We start from the raw sequence: 18,028 nt of genomic DNA, 5'->3' as shown, positions 1-18,028 counted from the left end.
CCTGCACGTTACTGAGCCCTTCCGAAGAAGCCGCGCGGGAACACGCAGACGATGGCGATGACTGCGGCATAGAAGAAGAAGTTGCCGAATTCGGGCATCAGGTAGCGACCCGTGGTATCGACGGCACCGAGCAGGAGGCAGGCCACTACGGCACCGGGTATCGACCCTGCCCCCCCGACGGATACCACGACGAGAAACGTCACCATGTAGCGGAGCGCGTAATAGGGTTCGATGGGCAGGAACTCGGCGCCGACCACGCCGCCCAGGGCAGCAAGGCCGATGGCGATCGCGAAGCTGATGGCATAGATCGCCGGGGTGCGCACGCCGAGCGCGTCGGCCATGGCTGCATTGTCGACAGTCGCCCGCAGCTTGATGCCGAAGTCGGTTTTCTCGATCAGGTACCACAGACCGCCGGCCACGATGACGCCGCAGGCCATGACGAAGAGCCGATGCCCGGCGATCGTCCGGATCCCCACATCCACGGGCTGGCTCAGGCTGCCGGGAAGCGGAATGGTCTTCAGAGTCGGACCGAAGAAGTAATTCGTGATGCCGATGATGCAGAACGTAATGCCGATGGTCATCAGCACCTGGGTGAGTTCGGAGCTCCCGTAGACCCGGCGGTAGAGAAGACGCTCCAGCGGAATGGAGATGATGACGGTGCCGATGATCGCCAAGAAGATGGCAACCGCATATCCGAGCCCGAGATCACGCGCCGCATAGGAGGCGATGTATCCGGCGATCATCGCGAAGGCGCCATGCGCCAGGTTCACCACCCGCATCAGCCCCATCGTGAGCGACAGGCCGATGCAGATGATGAAAAGAGCCATGCCGTAAGCAAAGGCGTCGATCGCAATGCTGAGGATGGTCTGCATGAACGGTCCCGGGCGCTTGTCTTTCCTGCCGATGAGAGGACGCGGCGTCGGATGGCCGCGTCCTTACGATTGTCGATGCCTTCCGCTTACTGCGTCGGGAGGCCCGGATCCTTCTGGTTCGGAAAGGTCTGGATTTCCTTGTTGTAGGTCTTGCCGTCCGCGCCTTTGGCGACCTCGCGCAGATAGATGTTTTCCGTGATGTGGCGCGTTTCCGCGTCGATGCTGACGGGCCCGCGCGGGCTCGTCCAGGACAGGCCCTTCACGGCGTCCACGGCCTTCTGGGCATCCTGCTTGCCGTCCGTTGCCTCGATCATCTTGTAGATCACGTGCATGCCGTCATAGGCACCGACCGACGGGAACGAGAGCTGATCGGCACCGCCGACGGCCTTGTTCGCCGCTTCCACGAATTTCTTGTTCTCCGGCGAGTCGTGCGACACGGCATAATGGAACGTGGTGAGGAGACCGAGTGCGCCGTCGCCAAGGGCCGGCAGGTCGGATTCCTGCGTCAGATCGCCGGGCGCGAAGAACTTGATCCCCGCCTGCTTCAAGCCGGTTTCATTGTAGGCCTTCACGAAGCCGAGGGTTGTCGGACCGGACGGAAGGAAGGCGAAGACCGCCTCGGCGCCGGAATCCCGGACGCGCTGCATGATCGGGCTGAAATCGTTGGTGTTCAGCGGCATGCGAATGGCTTCGACCACTTGGCCACCGGCTGCCTCGAAGGCTTTCTTGAAAGCCACTTCCGCATCGACGCCCGGACCATAGTCGCTTACGGCGGAGATGACCTTCTTCACGCCCCGCTCGACGGCGATCTTGCCGAGAGGCGTGGTCGTTTGCGCCGTCGTGAAGGACGTCCGCACCACGAGCGGTGACTGCGTCATGATGGCGGAGGTCGCGGCATTGAAGATCACGAGCGGCACGTTCGCCTGCTTGAGCAGGGGCGTGATGGCCATGGCATCCGGCGTGAAGTAGACGCCGCCGAGATACTGCACCTTGTCCTTCACCACCAGTTCCTGCGCCAGAGCGCGCGATTGTGCGGGGTTTGCAGCCGGAAGGTCGCGGTAGATCACCTCGATGTCGTGACCTTTCACCGATTTCCCGTTCAGGGCCATGTAGGCCTCGACACCCGCCTGGAAATTCTTGCCCTGCAACGCGAACGGACCGGAAAACGGACCGATGATCCCAACTTTGATCGTGTCGGCATAAGCCGAGACCGTACCTGCCAGCAGGGCGCCGACCGCAGCGCCGAGAACCTTTTTTGAAACCTTCATTCCATTCCTCCCTCTGAGCTGCCTCGATCTCATTTCGCCGGATCGCGGTTTTCTCATCCTATCGTCTAGCGAGTTGTGCGCATTACGAACATTGAAAGCTATATCGCACATGTAGTACGGTTTGCAGGGGCAGAGTCAAGGCTACCAAAGTTCACCATACTCCTTCGGAGACTGAGATGCAGGGCGGCGACATCGAGGAGCAAGGCAGCGATCGGGACTTCGTGGCAAGTCTCGAAAAGGGCCTTCTCGTCATCGAGGCGTTCGATGCCGGCCGCCCGCGGCTGACCCTGTCCGATGTGGCGAAGCTGACCGGCATCACGCGCGCGGCCGCACGCCGCTATCTTCTGACGCTCACCAAGCTCAACTATGCGGATTTCGACGGACGGTACTTCTCCCTGAGCCCCCGCATCCTCAGGCTCGGCTATGCCTATCTCTCGTCCGCCTCGCTCTCGACCCGGGTGCAGCCCTATCTGGAACAGATTTCGGAAGCGACGGGCGAATCGAGCTCGGCGGCGATCCTCGACGGCGACGATATCGTCTACATCGCCCGTTCGGCCACCCGTCGGATCATGTCGATCGGCCTCGGCGTCGGAAGCCGTCTCCCGGTCTATTGCACATCCCTGGGGCGGGCGATCCTGGCTTACCGGTCCGAGGACGCGGTCGACGCCTATCTCCGGCGAGTGCGCCTCGAGGCGAGGACGCCGAAAACCATCACTGACAAGGCGGAGCTGCGCAACGTCCTGAAGGCGACACGCGACCAGGGCTTCGCCATCGTGAACGAGGAGCTGGAATTCGGCCTGCGCTCCATCGCCGTACCGGTGATCCAGAAGAACGGAGAGGTGATGATCGCCCTCAATCTCAGCGCCCAGGCGGGACGCGTCTCGGCAGACGAGATGCGGGAACGCTTCCTGCCCTCCCTGATGGCGGCGAGCGAGTCCCTTCGATACATGCTCTAGGCGTAAGGAGCGGGCACGTTCCCGGGCAGCAAGGGCCTTTGATTCAGATCAAGGCCCCTGACTGTGCCGTCATGCCAAGCTCCCGGCATGACACCAGAACTCATTGCCCGCTACGATCAGCGTGTCCCACGCTACACGAGCTATCCGACCGCCCCTCATTTCAAACCGGACGTCACGGCCGAAACCTATGCGTCCTGGTTGGCCGCACTGGCGCCGGACAGGCCTGTGTCGCTCTATCTGCACGTGCCGTTCTGCGCTGAGCTCTGCCTCTATTGCGGGTGCAACACGGCCGTGACCCGGAGCTACAAGGCCGTCGCCGCGTATCTGGATTTCCTGGAGCGCGAAATCGATCTGGTGGCGCGCCACCTGCCCGGACGCATGGCCGTCTCCCATGTCCATTGGGGCGGCGGCACGCCGACCATTCTGTCCCCGGCCGATCTTCAGCGGATCTCGCGTCATCTCGGTGAAGCCTTCACGATCCGCCCGGAGGCCGAGATCGCGGTCGAAATCGATCCGAGGACCATCACCCTTGAGCATGTGAAGGCCCTTGCCGCATCCGGCCTCACCCGGGCGAGCCTGGGCGTCCAGGATTTCGACCCCAAGGTCCAGGAGACCATCAGGCGGGTTCAGTCCTTCGACCAGACGGCGCGGGTCGCTTCCTGGCTCAGGGAGGCGGGCGTGAGCGGCCTGAATCTCGACCTGATGTATGGCCTGCCGTACCAGAGCGTCGAGACCGTGAAGCGCTCCGTGGACCTCGCCCTGAAGCTCGATCCTGACCGGATCGCGCTCTTCGGTTACGCCCATGTGCCGTGGATGAAGCGCCATCAGGCTCTCCTGCCCGAGGCGTCCCTTCCCGATGCCGTCGCTCGTGTGGAACAGCGCGAGGCTGCGGCCGAGGCCTTTATCGGCGCGGGAAATGTCCAGATCGGCCTCGACCATTTCGCCAAGCCCGACGACCCCATGGCCGTGCGCCAGAAGGACGGACGGCTTCGTCGCAACTTCCAGGGCTACACCACGGACGAGGCGACGGCGCTGATCGGTTTCGGCACATCGGCCATCGGCTCCCTGCCCCAAGGCTACATCCAGAACGCGCCGACGACGGTCGCCTATCGCGAGGCCGTTATGAAAGGCCACCTTCCCATCGTGCGCGGCGTCGCCCTCTCGGATGACGATCGCCTCCGCCGCGCGGTCATCGAACGCCTGATGTGCGACTTCTCGGTCGATCTCGATGAGATGGCTTCCGAATTTCAATCGAATGCCGATGATTTCAGTCCTGAAATCGACGTCATCGATGATCTGGCGCGGGATGGCCTCGTCGTTCGCGAAGGCCTGACATTGACGATCCCGGATGAGGGACGCGCCCTGGTCCGGAACGTCTGTGCCGTCTTCGACCGCTATCTCGAAAGCGGCGCCCAGCGGCACTCCCGCGCCTTGTGACGGTCGGGCCGACAGGGGCGTTTGATCTGCATCAATGCCCCTTCCCGTCGCGACACGTAAACGAATCTGCTGACGGCGAAGCTCACCGCATCGCCGGATTTCTCAAAAGGTTGAAGCCTATGGCTCAAGCGGTAGCTCCCTCGAAGGGCATGACATTCGGCGAGATGGGTTCGGCCCTCGCCTTCGCCGGACTGGCATTCCTCAGCATCATCATCGCGGCGAAGGCCTATACGCCCGAATACGCCTTCCACGCCTATCTCTTCGCAGCCGCCAGCGTGGCTGCCGTGTTCGCCATCGTGAACCGGTACTACGAGCGCCCTGCTCAACTTCCCGCTCTGACCATCGGCGGCAAGCCGAACTACAACATGGATCCCGTGAAGTTCGGAACGATCGCCTCGATCTTCTGGGGCATCGCCGGTTTCACCATCGGCCTGCTGATCGCCCTCCAGCTCGCCTTTCCGGCGCTCAACTTCGACACTGCGTGGTTGTCCTTCGGCCGGATGCGTCCGCTGCACACCTCGGCGGTGATCTTCGCTTTCGGCGGCAACGTTCTCATCGCGAGCTCGTTCTACGTCGTGCAGCGCACCTGCCGCGCCCGGCTGGCCGGGGACATCGCGCCCTGGTTCGTGGTGCTGGGCTACAACTTCTTCATCGTCATCGCCGGCACGGGCTACCTGCTCGGCATCACCCAGGGCAAGGAATATGCCGAGCCCGAATGGTATGCCGACCTCTTCCTGACCATCGTGTGGGTGACGTACTTCCTGGTCTTCCTCGGCACGATCATGCGCCGCAAGGAGCCGCACATCTATGTGGCGAACTGGTTTTATCTCGCCTTCATCCTGACCATTGCGGTCCTGCATCTCGGCAACAACGCGTCGATCCCCGTGTCGATCTTCTCACCCAAGAGCTACATCGTGTGGTCGGGCGTGCAGGATGCCCTCGTGCAGTGGTGGTACGGCCACAACGCGGTCGGCTTCTTCCTTACCGCGGGCTTCCTCGCCATCATGTACTACTTCATCCCGAAGCGGGCCGAGCGGCCGGTCTATTCCTACCGCCTGTCCATCATCCACTTCTGGTCGCTGATCTTCATGTATATCTGGGCAGGTCCTCACCACCTGCACTACACCGCCCTGCCCGACTGGGCGCAGACCCTCGGCATGGTGTTCTCGGTCATGCTGTGGATGCCCTCCTGGGGCGGCATGATCAACGGCCTGATGACTCTTTCTGGGGCCTGGGACAAGCTCCGCACAGATCCGGTTCTGCGCCTCATGGTCGTGTCGGTCGCCTTCTACGGTATGGCGACCTTCGAAGGCCCGCTTATGTCCGTGAAGGCCGTGAATTCCCTGTCGCACTACACCGACTGGACCATTGGCCACGTTCATGCCGGAGCCCTCGGCTGGGTCGCCTATATTTCCTTCGGGGCGATCTACTGCCTCGTGCCGTGGCTCTGGAACAAGAAGTCGCTCTACTCCGTGAAGGCCGTATCCTGGCACTTCTGGATCTCCACCCTGGGCATCGTCCTCTACATCTCGTCGATGTGGGTCGCAGGCATCCTCCAGGGTCTCATGTGGCGCGCCTATACCAGCCTCGGCTTCCTCGAATACTCCTTCATCGAGACCGTCGAGGCGATGAATCCCTTCTATGTCATCCGTGCGCTCGGCGGTGCGTTCTTCGTGGCCGGCAGCCTGATCATGGCCTGGAACGTCTGGAAGACGATCACGGTCGGAGAGGCGGCCGAGGAAGCCCCTGGGGCCATGCAGCCCGCGCTCATCGCCGCGGAGTAAAGGAAACGATCATGTCATTCTGGTCCCGTCACAAGATCTTCGAGACCAACTCGATCATCCTCATCATCGGCGTGCTGATCGTCATATCCATCGGCGGCCTGGTGGAGATCGTGCCGCTCTTCTACCTGAAGAGCACCATCGAGAAGGTGGAAGGCGTCAGGCCCTACACGCCGCTCGAACTCGCCGGCCGCAACATCTACGTGCGCGAGGGCTGCTACAACTGCCACAGCCAGATGATCCGTCCCCTGCGGGACGAGGTCGAGCGCTATGGCCATTACTCGCTGGCCGCCGAGAGCATGTACGACCGGCCTTTCCAGTGGGGCTCCAAGCGCACGGGGCCCGATCTCGCCCGCGTCGGCAACAAGTATTCCGACGACTGGCACAGGGATCACCTGAAGGATCCACGCGCGGTCGTGCCGGGATCGATCATGCCTGGCTATTCCTGGCTCGAGAGGACCGAGCTCGACACGTCGACCATCGCGCAGGATCTGCAGGTGCAGGCGACCCTCGGCGTTCCCTATACCGAGGAGATGGTGAAGCACGCCGAGAGCGACATCCGCATCCAGGCCGCAGCCGACGATCCGAATGCCGTCGATCTCGCCAAGCGCTATCCGAACGCCCAGTCGAGATCTTTCGATGGCAACCCGCAGAAGGTCACGGAAGCCGATGCATTGATCGCTTATCTGCAGATGCTGGGCACCCAGGTCGATTTCAAGCTTTACGACAACAAGGCCAACGTGCGCTGAGGACCGAAAACCATGCCAGCCGCCTATAAATTCTTCGCCGAATTCGCCCAGACCTGGGGGCTGCTCTACTTCGTCGTCGTCTTCCTGGCGATGTTGATCTATGCCCTTGCTCCTTCGCGGAAGGATCGCTTCGACGCGGCCGCCCGCATGCCTCTCCAGGAGGATTGATCCCATGGCCCATGACAATCACGAAAAGGTCGACGCCGTTACCGGCGTCACCACCACCGGGCACAGCTGGGACGACATCCAGGAACTCAACAACCCGCTGCCGCGCTGGTGGCTGTGGACCTTCTATGCCAGCATCGCCTGGGCAATAGCCTATTGCATCGCCTATCCTGCCTGGCCGATGGTCTCGTCCTATACCAAGGGCGTTCTGGGCTGGCAGTCGCGCGATGCGGTGGTGGCCGATCTCGATACACTCAAGCAGCAGCGCTCCGGCATGACGGCCAAACTCGCCGGCAGCTCTCTGGAAGAGATCAGGCAGAACCCCGAGATGTTCGCCTTTGCGCGAGCGCAGGGCAAGGCCGCCTTCGGCGACAACTGCGCCCCGTGCCACGGTGCCGGCGGCGCCGGCGCCAAAGGGTATCCGAACCTGAACGACGACGATTGGCTCTGGGGCGGTTCGCTTGCCAAAATCGAGCAGACCATTCGTTTTGGCGCCCGCTCCACGAACGACCAGGGCCATTCAGGCTCCATGCCGGCGTTCGGTCGCGACGGAATGCTCAAGCGTGAGGAGATCCTGCAGGCAGCGGATTATGTCCGCTCCCTTTCGGGCCTTCCCACGGACAAAGGGGCCGATCTCACGGTCGGCGCCAAGGTCTTCGCCGACAATTGCGCCGCCTGCCATGGCGAAAAGGGCCTAGGCAACCAGGACCTTGGGGCTCCCAACCTGACGGACAAGATCTGGCTCTTCGGTTCGGACAAGGCGACCATCGTGGAAGGCCTGATGAACGGGCGTGGCGGCGTCATGCCGACATGGCACGGGCGCCTGGACGACACGACCATCAAGTCTCTGACCCTCTATGTCCACTCCCTGGGCGGCGATCAGCGGCCTTGAGGAGTTCGAACGCCAAGCGATGAAAGGCCGGGGGAGACCTCCGGCCTTTTGCTTGATATGGATCAAGGCAAATCGACCGGCCTCATCGTATTCCATCGTCATACCTGATTGAGACGAACCGACGGATTCGATGGCCGACGCCCCTCTTCCCCATTCTCTCGGAGCTTCAACTTCGGCACCGGCTGAAGACGCGCCGCTCTATGCTCCCCGCAAGCAGATCTATCCTCGGGCCGTGAACGGGCGCTATCGTACGATCAAGTGGATCGTGCTCGCCGTGACGCTCGGCATCTATTACTTTCTGCCCTTCATCCGCTGGGATCGCGGCCCCAATGCGCCGGACCAGGCCATCCTGGTCGATCTCGCCAACAGCCGCTTCTATTTCTTCTTCATCGAGATTTGGCCGCAGGAAGTCTATTACATCACCGGCCTGCTCGTGCTGGCGGCCCTCACCCTCTTCCTCATGAACGCGGTCGCGGGCCGGATCTGGTGCGGCTATCTTTGCCCTCAGACGGTCTGGACCGACTTGTTCTACGCGGTGGAACGCTTCATCGAGGGTGATCGGCGCGAGAGGATGCGCCATGACAAGGACAAGCTCACCCTTCAAGTCACGGGTCGTAAGTCGTTGAAGCACTTCATCTGGCTCATGATCGCCTGGTGGACCGGCGGCGCCTGGGTACTCTATTTCGCCGATGCGCCGACGCTGGTCCATGATCTGGCGACATTCCAGGCCCCGTTCGTCGCCTACCTCTGGATCGGTATCCTCACCTTCACGACCTATACCCTCGCCGGCTTCATGCGCGAACAGGTCTGCACCTATATGTGCCCCTGGCCGCGGATCCAGGCCGCGCTGACGGACGAGTATGCGCTCAACGTCACCTATCGGTACGACCGTGGCGAGCCGCGCGGTTCGATGAAGAAGAACGAGGCGCTGAGGCTGCAGGGCCTGCCCGCGGGGGACTGCATCGATTGCGATCAGTGCGTCGCCGTGTGCCCCACGGGCGTCGATATCCGCAAGGGCCTGCAGCTCGATTGCATCCAGTGCGGCCTGTGCATGGACGCCTGCGACAATGTCATGGGCAAGATCGGCCGCCCGAAGGGCCTGATCGCCTACGATACCGACATGAACGTCCAGGCCCGGATCGAGGGCCGGCCTGAGGTGCGCCGTATCGTGCGGCCACGCACCCTCTTCTACGCTGGCATCATCGCTCTCGTCGGCTCGGTGATGATTGCCTCTCTCGCCCTGCGCCAGAGCCTGTATTTGAGCGTCATGCACGATCGTAATCCGCTCTTCGTGCGCCTCTCGGACGGATCGATCCGCAACGGCTTCACCATCCGCGTCGCCAACAAGGACCTGGACGAGCGTCGTTACGTGCTCTCCGTCGAAGGGCTGCGCGGAGCCAGGATCGACGTGGTCGGCGGAGAAGTCGATCAGCAGGGCCGATCCATCGTCACCGTCGGGCCGGACCAGACCCTGGAAGCGCGCGTGCTGGTGACGGACAGCGCCTCTCCGACCGAGGATTCGACGGCGCTCAGGTTTGTTCTGACCGATCTCGCCACCGGCAACACCGTCAGCACGAGTGATCATTTCAAAGCTCCCTAAGGATAGTTCCATGTCCACGAAAGCAACCGCGGGACGCTCGCCCCGCCCCATTACAGGACGCACGGTTCTCCTTTATTTCATGTCCTTCTTCGGCGTCATCTTCGCCGTGAACTTCTATATGGTGCGCGTCGCGGTCTCGAGCTTCAGCGGCGTCGAGACGGAGAGCGCCTACAAGGCTGGGCTTTCGTTCAAAAACGATATCGCGGCGGCCCACGCCCAGGATGCACTTCATTGGACTGTCGAGGCGGCACTGCAGCATGGGGAAGCTCCGGGGATCGTCATCACGGCCCGCGACGCCCAGGGGCAGGCTCTCACCGGCCTTGCAACGGAGATCCGCCTCGCCCACCCGACGGACAAGCGACGCGACGTACCCCTGGAATTCGTCGAGCAGTCACCGGGCCGCTTCAGAAGCCTTACTCCCATGCCGGAAGGCCAATGGGATCTCGTCATCGATCTGAAGCGCGGAGAAGAAGCCGTCTTCCGCTCCAAGAGCCGCATTGTGCTCTGAGGATTTCTCGTCATGGCCGAAACCCTCGATCTCTCCATCTATGTCACGCGCCAAGGCGACGGAACGGCTCATCTCGACCTCGCCGTCGAGGGTATCGACTGCGCCGCCTGCATCGACGAGATCGAAGGCGGGTTGTGTCGGTTGGAAGGAATTGTCGACACCCGGCTGAACTACACGAACCATCGGCTCGCCGTGGAATGGCGCGACGGGACGCTTGCTCCGCAGCAGATTGTCGAGGAGTTGCAGCGCCTGGGCTACCGGGCTCACCCCTTTCGCGCCAAGCTGGTGGAGGAAGAAGAAGCACGTCGCGCTCAATGGCTTCTGAAGTGCCTGGCGGTGGCGGGCTTCGCCTCCATGAACATCATGCTGCTCGCCGTCTCGGTCTGGTCCGGGAACGTGACGGACATCACGCCCGAGACCCGGGACTTCTTCCATTGGCTCGCCGCTCTCATCGCCCTCCCGGCAGTCGCCTATGCGGGGCAGCCCTTCTTTCAGAGCGCCATGCACGCGCTCCGCAACCGCCGCACCAACATGGACGTGCCGATCGTCATCGGCATCCTGCTGGCCCTGAGCGTATCCGTGTTCGAAACGATCAACTCCGCCGAGCACACCTATTTTGACTCTGTGGTCATGCTGTTGTTTTTCCTTCTCTGCGGCCGCTATCTCGACCAGGCCATGCGCAGGAAGACCCGGGCCGTCGCGAGCAATCTGGCCTCGTTCAGGGCCGAGGTCGCGCACAGGATCGACGACAATGGCGAGGTCGTCCTGGTGCCGACCGCCGCCGTGCAGGCCGGCGACCGGGTCCTCGTCCGCCCGGGTGAGCGCATTGCGGTCGACGGCATCGTGCTCTCCGGCTCTTCGGATGTCGACGAGAGCCTCGTCACCGGCGAGACCGCTCACCGCTCCGTCGGGGTCGACGGTCAGGTCTATGCGGGAAGCATGAACGCCAATGGCACCCTGACCCTTCGGGTCACCGCAGCAGGGAAAGGGACCCTGCTGGACGAGGTCGAGCGACTGCTGGAGAACGCAGCCGCGGCGAAATCCCGCTATGTGCAGCTGGCAGACCGGGTGGCGAGAATCTACGCGCCTGTCGTGCACACGGCCGCTGCCGTCACGGCCCTGACCTGGATCGCGACCGGCGCCTCCGTTCACGACGCGCTCCTGACCGCCATTGCGGTGCTCATCATCACCTGCCCCTGCGCGCTCGCCCTCGCGGTTCCGGTCGTCCAGGTTGTCGCGTCCGGCGCCCTGTTCCGGGCCGGCGTGTTCCTCAATGCTGGCGACGCTTTCGAGCGGCTGGCCAAGGTGGACACCATCGTGTTCGACAAGACCGGGACCCTGACCCTCCCCACGATGAGCGTCACCAATGCGGGCGATGTGGAGCCTGGTCTGCTGGAGGCTGCAAGCCGGCTGGCATTGTCGAGCCATCATCCTCTGGCCGCCGCCGTTGCGCAGATGGCGCATGATCGCCGTCCCTACGATGATGTGACCGAGGAGCCCGGCCAGGGTGTTCGCACTGTCGTGAACGGCACGGAGATGCGCCTCGGCAGCCCGGCCTTCTGCGGCGCTGAAGATGTCGCGGACAAAGCCGCATCGACCGATCCGATGGCCTCCGTGATTGCCCTCTCCTGGGGTGAAAAGCGGACTGCTCTTCTGGTGCGGCAAGCCTTGCGTCCCGATGCAGAAGCTATCGTGCAGAACCTGCGTGAGCGCGGTTTCGATTGCCGCATCCTTTCGGGCGACCGACCGGAGGCCGTGGCTCCCATCGCCGCTACGCTCGGCATCGCTCTGTGGCGCGGTGGCTGCAATCCGGCCGGCAAGATCGAAGCGCTCGAGGCCCTTAAGGCCGAAGGCCGCAAGGTGCTGATGGTCGGCGACGGACTGAACGACGCGCCCGCGCTGGCGGCCGCGCATGTGTCGCTGTCGCCCATCAGCGCCGCCGATCTCACCCAGGCCCATGCCGACGCCGTCTTCCTCGGCGACAGGTTGAGACCCGTGCAGGACACGATCGACATTGCGCGCCGGGCCCACCGTCTCATGCGGCAGAACCTTGGAATTGCCCTGGTCTACAACCTGATCGCGGTCCCGCTGGCGTTCCTGGGGTTCGTCACGCCTCTCGTCGCGGCGCTCGCCATGTCGGGCTCCTCGACTCTTGTGACGCTCAATGCCCTGCGGGCGCGCGGGCACACATCGGAACCTCGGTCCGAGACGGTGCGATCCCGCGTCGTTGCCGCCACGCAAGGAGCCTGACAATGGAAGTGCTGATCTATCTCGTTCCCATGGCTCTCCTGCTCGGCTTGACCGGTCTCGGAGCCTTCATGTGGTCGTTGAAGAACGGCCAGTATGACGACGTGCAGGGCGCGGCCGTGCGCGTTCTGTCCGACGACGACATACGCAAATGAGTTTCTCGACGGCGGTACCGAGAGCCGGTCAGCTCGAGTGCATCTGCGAGCCGAGTACGCTCGATGCTGCCGCCACGAATGATCGCGGCACGGTGCCGCTTGCGGCAGGGTTTGCGCTCTCGGTGCTGGCCCAGGTCATGACGCTCAGCATTCTGCCTCTGGCCGGATTGGCGCTCGCGCCGAGCCGGAGCCTGACCACTCTTCCCTATACGGCCTTCTACGTGGGGGCCGCCCTTGCGAGCCTGCCCGCCTCGCTCCTCCTCGATTCTTTCGGCCGCCGGGCGGCTTTTTCCCTCGGTGCCAGCCTCGGTGCCGCCGGCGGCCTCGTCCTCGTCTGGGCGCTTGTCTCGATGCACTTCAACGCCCTTGTGCTCGGCGCATTCTGGCTCGGGATCGCAGGCGGCTTCAGCCTGTTCTATCGCCACGCCGCCGTGCCTGTGGGCGGCAAGGGAGCCGGTGCCGTTCTGATCGTTTTTGGAGCCGCGACCCTGGCGAGCCTCGCCGCCCCCACGATCTCCAGCGTGGCCGAGTCGCTGGCATCACCTCGGGTCTTCGCGGGCACGGCTGCCGCTGCCGCCCTCGCGCACGTGACCTCACTCTTTGCGACCGCATCATTGCCCTACCGGCGTGTCCGGGCAGGCGCAGGAGCGAAGGGTCTGCAGGGATGGCGTTGCATCCTCGTGCCGACGGCCCTCGGAACCGCAGGATGGTTCACCATGACGGCCGTGATGGGGGCGACTCCCCTGGCGGTCATCGGCTGCGCGCCATCGGAAGCGGTCGTCGGTGCCGTGGCATGGCATGTGATGGCCATGTATGCTCCGTCAGTGCTCCTCGCGTTCTTCCCGCGCCTGGCCCTGCCCACCCCGCTCTCGACGTTCGGGTTCCTCCTGCTGGTAGCAGGAGCAGCGGCTTTCATGCTCTCAGGGAGCGTCGCCGGTTTCTCCGCAGCGGCGGCCCTGGTCGGCTCCGGTTGGTCATTAACCATGCTGGGAACCACGCTCCGGATCCACCAAGCGAGCCCGGCCTCGCGTTGGCTCCTCGGGCTTCATGACGCAACCCTGCTGTCGGGGGCAGTTCTGGGCACCCTCGCAGCAGGCGCCCTCGCTTAGATTCCGCAATTGCCCGGGATATCTTGAGGGCCCGGCAACCGGCCTAAGGAAAACCCCTTAGGTATCAGACCTGAATTTTAGCCCAGCCTCTGCAGCTGTACCCATGAACTGCAACGTCAATACCAAAGTTCACGAGGGTTCGATGCAGACTGCGCTCCTCACCCAAGCCGCTTCTTCGGCCCTTTTCCCGTTGGATCTGAATGTCCCGCCGCACCGTCAATTTGCCGGCGCCGCAAGCCCGACCGTCGGCTCCGTCCAGTCATTCGCCAAGGATGAGGAGATCTTCGCCGAGGGGGACAGGGCCGCTTTCGTCTACAAGGTTCTCTCGGGTGTGGTGCGCACCTCCAAGCTCATGAGCGACGGACGCCGCCAGATCGACGCCTTTCATCTAGCAGGCGATATCTTCGGCATCGAAGCCGGCGACGAGTATCGGTTCTGCGCCGAATCCGTCGGCGATTGCGTCGTGGTCGCCTATCGCCGCACCCACCTCGCCTCCCTGGTCGGCAAGGACGCCCAGCTCGCCCACGACATGACGATGGGCATGATGCGATCCCTGGTCCGGGCCCAGAACCACATGCTTCTCCTGGGCCGCAAATCGGCCTTGGAGAAGATTGCGACCTTTCTGCTCGACATGGCCGGGCGGACCGCCGACGACAGCGCCGTGGACCTTCCCATGTCGCGCACGGACATCGCGGACCATCTTGGACTGACGATCGAAACCGTCTCCCGCTCCTTCACGCAGCTGGAGCGGCGGGGCATCATCGAGCTGCCTTCAGCCCGCCATGTGGTGCTGACGGACCGGGCGGCTCTCGAGCGGCTGAACGCGTAACGGAGGCTCATCCGGATCCGGATGAGCGTCAGCAGCCCTGCCGTCACGGTGACGACAGGGCCGAACGTGCTCTGCCAGAGACTGACAGGAAGCCGGAACCGGAATGTGCCGGATCCGCACGTCGTTTCGGCGGAACTCTCAGGCCAGGGCCGCGTGAATGCTGTCGAGCAGCTCGCTGTCGTGCAAAGGCTTCTCGAGGACGATCCGAAAGCCCGATCGGGCGGCGCGATCATGAAGATCGTCGCTGACCTGGGACGCGATGAGGATCGCACGGCAATCACCCCGGCGCAGTCGCAACCTGTTGACCAGTTCGATCCCGGTCATGCCCGGCATGTTGTAGTCTATGACGAAGCACCCGTTCTGTGGGAGGTCTCCCGATGACAGGAGATCGGGCCCGTCCTTGAACAGGCGCACGGTCAGGCCCTCGAGCTCCAGGGCAAACTTCAACGAGTTCCTGACCGCTTCGTCATCGTCCACCACGATAACCGGCCCCATGGGCTGAGACATTCGAAAAGCCTGTATAATCCTCGACGTCGGCCGACGGTGAGACGACCGGCCAGTTTCGCGGATTATGCACGAACACGGCTTCTCCCCTATTCAGGAATATTCCTTAAGGATCTACCTGGCCTCTATCATGAGGGCGAGACGGACGAGTTCCGACAGGCTTTTGGCGTGCATCTTGGCCATCACGTTTGCCCGATAGATTTCCACGGTCCGCGGGCTGATGCCAAGATCGTAGGCAATGACCTTGTTGGCCTTGCCAGCCACGAGTCCGTCGAGAACCTGCCTCTCCCGTTCCGACAGAGCATCGAACCGGCCCTGAATCTCGGCAATCTGCAATCCGTGATGGCTGTTCCTTTCCTGGCGGTCCAGGGCGGATCGGACGGCGGCGAGAAACACCTCGTCCCCGAACGGCTTCTCCAGGAAGTCGACCGCGCCCTCCTTCATGGCCTCGACGGCCATGGGAACATCCGCATGTCCCGTCATGACGATCACCGGAAGCGTGATGCTGCGCGCTTTCAGACGACGGATCAGTTCGATGCCGTCGATGCCGGGCATGCGCACATCCGTGACGATGCAGCCCGCCTCCATGCCAGGTGCGCCATCGAGAAAGGCGGACGCGGATTCGTGCAGGCGGACCGGCAATCCTTCCGAGGCCAGCAGAAACGCCAACGATTTGCGAACAGCCACGTCATCGTCAACCACATGCACGGCAACGTCACTCTGCATGGGCCATCTCCTCCCGTCCGACTTTCCTCAATGTGAAGCGAAATGCCGTTCCCTCGCCCTGCTTCGAATCCGCCCAGATCTTTCCACCGTGGGCCTCCACGATCGTGCGGCAGATCGACAGGCCGACGCCCATTCCGTGTTTCTTGGTGGTCACGAAGGGTTGGAAGAGCTGGGCTGCAACCTCCGGAGCAAGTCCGGGCCCGGTATCTTCCACGCTCAGCTCCACATGGCCCTCGTCCGAACTGCGGGTCGCCACCTTGAGCTCGCGACGCTCCGTCTCCTGCATGGCCTCGAGAGCATTCCGGATCAAGTTCAGCAGGACCTGCTGAATCTGAATGCGGTCGGCGAGAACGAAGGGAGCTTCGGGATCGAAATCGAAGGCCACCCGGACGCCCTGCTCCTTCGCTCCCACGAGGGAGAGAGCGCTTGCCTCCTCGATGAGCTTGGGCAAGTTCTCGATATGGCGCTCGCTCTCGCCCCGCGCGACGAACTCGCGCAGATGGCGGATCACCTGTCCTGCCCGCAGCGCCTGCTCGCCCGCCTCGTTCACCGCATCCCGCAGCATGGGGACGGTGTCGCCCTCCATCCGCTCCAGAATCCTCCGGCATCCCTTGAGATAATTGGTGATGGCGGTCAGCGGCTGGTTGATCTCGTGAGCGAGGGTCGAGGCCATCTCTCCCAGGGCCGTGAAGCGCGACATGTGAACGAGTTCGGACTGAAGCTCCTGCAGGCGGGTTTCCGTCCTTTGGCGCTCGGTCAGATCACGGATGAAACCGGTGAAGTAGCGGATGCCGCCGGAATGCATCTCGCCCACCGCCAGCTCCATCGGAAAGGTGGACCCGTCCTTGCGCTGCCCGACGACGACGCGCCCGACGCCGATGATCCGCCGTTCCCCCGTCGTGCGATAGCGCAGCATATAGTTGTCATGCTGTTCCCGGTACGGTGACGGCATGAGGACCTTGACGTTCTCACCGATGACCTCGTCCGGCTTGAAGCCGAAGAGACGCACGGCCGTTGCGCTGAAGGATTGGATCCGCGCTTCCTCGTCGATGACCACCATGGCATCCGGAACGGTCTCCAGAATTGACCGGAGGTGTGCCTCTCTCGTTCTCAGCGCCTCCTCGGCCATGATCCATTCGGTGACGTCCCGCGCGATGATGGCAATTCCGGCAGGGCCGCCATCCTGGCTGTCGATCCGAGTCATCGTGACCTGCGCCATGAATGTCGAGCCGCTCTTGCGCACTCGAAGGCCCTGAGCTTGGAGGTGCCCTGTCTTGCGGAGTGATTGAAGGTCGTGGTGAAACGCATCCTGTCCGTGATCCGGCGGGTAAAGAATGTCGGCGGACCGCCCGATCACCTCGTCGGCGCTCCAACCAAGAATGAGCTCCGCTCCGCGGCTCCAGCTGCTCACTGCCCCATCCGCGTCCAGCAGAATGAACGCGGTATCGGTGACGGTGTCGATGAGACGCTCGGCATGGCCTTCATGGACGACGGTCTGACCGCCTATGGAACCCGATTGCGACACGAAGACCCCTCTGTGACGGGCGGAGCATACCAACCGAGGGCCCCGAGCCACCAGTGGCTAAACACCATAATCTATGAAGACGTTAAAGTGGGCTGCCGTCGCCCCGCCGCACAGTTGAAATGGCGGAAACGCGAACTATATCACTATCCTGTCTCCAAAAATCCAAGCACTCGGAACAGGCGCAGATTTCGCCGACATTCCGTTAGAACCCTCTTGCAATTGGCTTGGGAGGGTTTATATCGGCGCCTCCCCTGGGGGGCCTGGTCGCGTGAGCGGGGTCTGGCCGGGGGTGTTTTCCACCAGGGCGGGGTTTGTCCCAGGTCCGGGCCGGTGCCCGGTCCGGCGGCGGGCTCGTCCGGGGTGCGGAGCGGGTATCCCCGGTCCTGTGCCATGAGCGTCGGCGGTTCGAGGGTTCTTCGGGCGCGGTGTTCGGCTCCTCTGGCGGTGTTCTTTCCAGCAACGGCTGGGATGCAGTCAAGCATTCCGGCACGGGAGCGCAGAAGCGACAACGTTTCTGCGAACGGTTTTGCTTGGCCTTTACTGGTGAGAGGCTGCGGAACATCTCCAGCGATCCTCGCGAAAGCTTCGAAAAACTTTCGGGAAGGTTGTTGACAGGACCGAGGCCAGCGACTACATCAGCCTCATCGGCGGCGGGGTTCTTCGGGCCTGGCCGCCTTGGACCTTCGAGGCCTGGCGCTCCTTCGG

Annotated in this window: 17 protein-coding genes; 12 read left to right on the top strand and 5 right to left on the bottom strand. The window is 63.0% G+C overall.

The window, feature by feature from the left end:
- Positions 1-8 precede the first annotated feature (8 nt).
- Together DDF70_RS26305 and DDF70_RS26300 are read right to left on the bottom strand one after the other, a co-directional pair.
- Positions 9-872: a branched-chain amino acid ABC transporter permease gene (locus DDF70_RS26305; protein WP_114947714.1), complete on the bottom strand. Its 864-nt coding sequence runs from the start codon at positions 870-872 to the stop codon at positions 9-11.
- An 86-nt stretch (positions 873-958) separates the two neighbouring features.
- The gene (locus DDF70_RS26300; RefSeq protein WP_114947713.1) at positions 959-2,140 is read right to left on the bottom strand and encodes an ABC transporter substrate-binding protein; all 1,182 of its coding nucleotides are present in this window, start codon (positions 2,138-2,140) and stop codon (positions 959-961) included.
- 176 nt (positions 2,141-2,316) lie between these two features.
- Here DDF70_RS26300 and DDF70_RS26295 point away from each other — a divergent pair, with 176 nt between their 5' ends.
- From DDF70_RS26295 to DDF70_RS26240, 12 genes are all read left to right on the top strand, one after another.
- On the top strand, positions 2,317-3,096 hold the full coding sequence (locus DDF70_RS26295; protein ID WP_114947712.1) for an IclR family transcriptional regulator: 780 nt from the start codon (positions 2,317-2,319) through the stop codon (positions 3,094-3,096).
- A gap of 87 nt (positions 3,097-3,183) precedes the next feature.
- Positions 3,184-4,533, top strand: a complete 1,350-nt coding sequence (hemN, locus tag DDF70_RS26290; RefSeq protein ID WP_114947711.1) for an oxygen-independent coproporphyrinogen III oxidase — start codon at positions 3,184-3,186, stop codon at positions 4,531-4,533.
- Between the two features lie 149 nt (positions 4,534-4,682).
- Positions 4,683-6,317, top strand: coding sequence for a cytochrome-c oxidase, cbb3-type subunit I (ccoN, locus tag DDF70_RS26285; RefSeq protein WP_425374114.1), 1,635 nt, complete (start codon positions 4,683-4,685; stop codon positions 6,315-6,317).
- 11 nt (positions 6,318-6,328) lie between these two features.
- Complete coding sequence (gene ccoO / locus DDF70_RS26280) at positions 6,329-7,063, top strand: cytochrome-c oxidase, cbb3-type subunit II (protein WP_114947709.1); 735 nt, start codon at positions 6,329-6,331, stop codon at positions 7,061-7,063.
- 12 nt (positions 7,064-7,075) lie between these two features.
- Entirely contained in the window at positions 7,076-7,231 is a 156-nt protein-coding gene (locus tag DDF70_RS26275) for a cbb3-type cytochrome c oxidase subunit 3 (RefSeq protein ID WP_114947708.1), read from the top strand.
- Positions 7,232-7,235: 4 nt separating this feature from the next.
- Positions 7,236-8,120, top strand: a complete 885-nt coding sequence (ccoP, locus tag DDF70_RS26270) for a cytochrome-c oxidase, cbb3-type subunit III (protein ID WP_114947707.1) — start codon at positions 7,236-7,238, stop codon at positions 8,118-8,120.
- Between the two features lie 130 nt (positions 8,121-8,250).
- Positions 8,251-9,720 carry a cytochrome c oxidase accessory protein CcoG gene (gene ccoG / locus DDF70_RS26265; RefSeq protein ID WP_114947706.1) on the top strand — a complete coding sequence of 490 codons (1,470 nt, stop codon included), beginning with the start codon at positions 8,251-8,253 and terminating at the stop codon, positions 9,718-9,720.
- A 10-nt stretch (positions 9,721-9,730) separates the two neighbouring features.
- A complete protein-coding gene (locus tag DDF70_RS26260) occupies positions 9,731-10,228 on the top strand; it encodes a FixH family protein (protein ID WP_114947705.1) in 498 nt (165 codons plus the stop codon).
- A gap of 12 nt (positions 10,229-10,240) precedes the next feature.
- Positions 10,241-12,478, top strand: coding sequence for a heavy metal translocating P-type ATPase (locus DDF70_RS26255; protein ID WP_114947704.1), 2,238 nt, complete (start codon positions 10,241-10,243; stop codon positions 12,476-12,478).
- Between the two features lie 2 nt (positions 12,479-12,480).
- The gene (ccoS, locus tag DDF70_RS26250) at positions 12,481-12,630 is read left to right on the top strand and encodes a cbb3-type cytochrome oxidase assembly protein CcoS (RefSeq protein ID WP_114947703.1); all 150 of its coding nucleotides are present in this window, start codon (positions 12,481-12,483) and stop codon (positions 12,628-12,630) included.
- On the top strand, positions 12,627-13,739 hold the full coding sequence (locus tag DDF70_RS26245; RefSeq protein ID WP_114947702.1) for a hypothetical protein: 1,113 nt from the start codon (positions 12,627-12,629) through the stop codon (positions 13,737-13,739). Before ccoS ends, DDF70_RS26245 begins: the two co-directional genes overlap by 4 nt.
- A 142-nt stretch (positions 13,740-13,881) precedes the next feature.
- A complete protein-coding gene (locus tag DDF70_RS26240; RefSeq protein ID WP_114947724.1) occupies positions 13,882-14,568 on the top strand; it encodes a helix-turn-helix domain-containing protein in 687 nt (228 codons plus the stop codon).
- Positions 14,569-14,706: 138 nt separating this feature from the next.
- On the opposite strand, the gene DDF70_RS26235 is transcribed toward DDF70_RS26240, so the two are convergent.
- The 3 genes from DDF70_RS26235 to DDF70_RS26225 form a co-directional block, all read right to left on the bottom strand.
- Complete coding sequence (locus DDF70_RS26235; RefSeq protein WP_114947701.1) at positions 14,707-15,075, bottom strand: response regulator transcription factor; 369 nt, start codon at positions 15,073-15,075, stop codon at positions 14,707-14,709.
- Positions 15,076-15,186: 111 nt separating this feature from the next.
- Entirely contained in the window at positions 15,187-15,798 is a 612-nt protein-coding gene (gene fixJ / locus DDF70_RS26230; protein ID WP_114947700.1) for a response regulator FixJ, read from the bottom strand.
- Entirely contained in the window at positions 15,788-17,323 is a 1,536-nt protein-coding gene (locus DDF70_RS26225) for a PAS domain-containing sensor histidine kinase (RefSeq protein WP_114947699.1), read from the bottom strand. Before DDF70_RS26225 ends, fixJ begins: the two co-directional genes overlap by 11 nt.
- Positions 17,324-18,028: the final 705 nt, after the last annotated feature.

Origin of the sequence: Microvirga calopogonii, assembly GCF_003347665.1 — a bacterium.
GTDB lineage: Bacteria > Pseudomonadota > Alphaproteobacteria > Rhizobiales > Beijerinckiaceae > Microvirga > Microvirga calopogonii.
The sequence above is the reverse complement of the archived record's forward strand: the minus strand, read 5'-3'. Positions and strand labels throughout refer to the sequence as shown.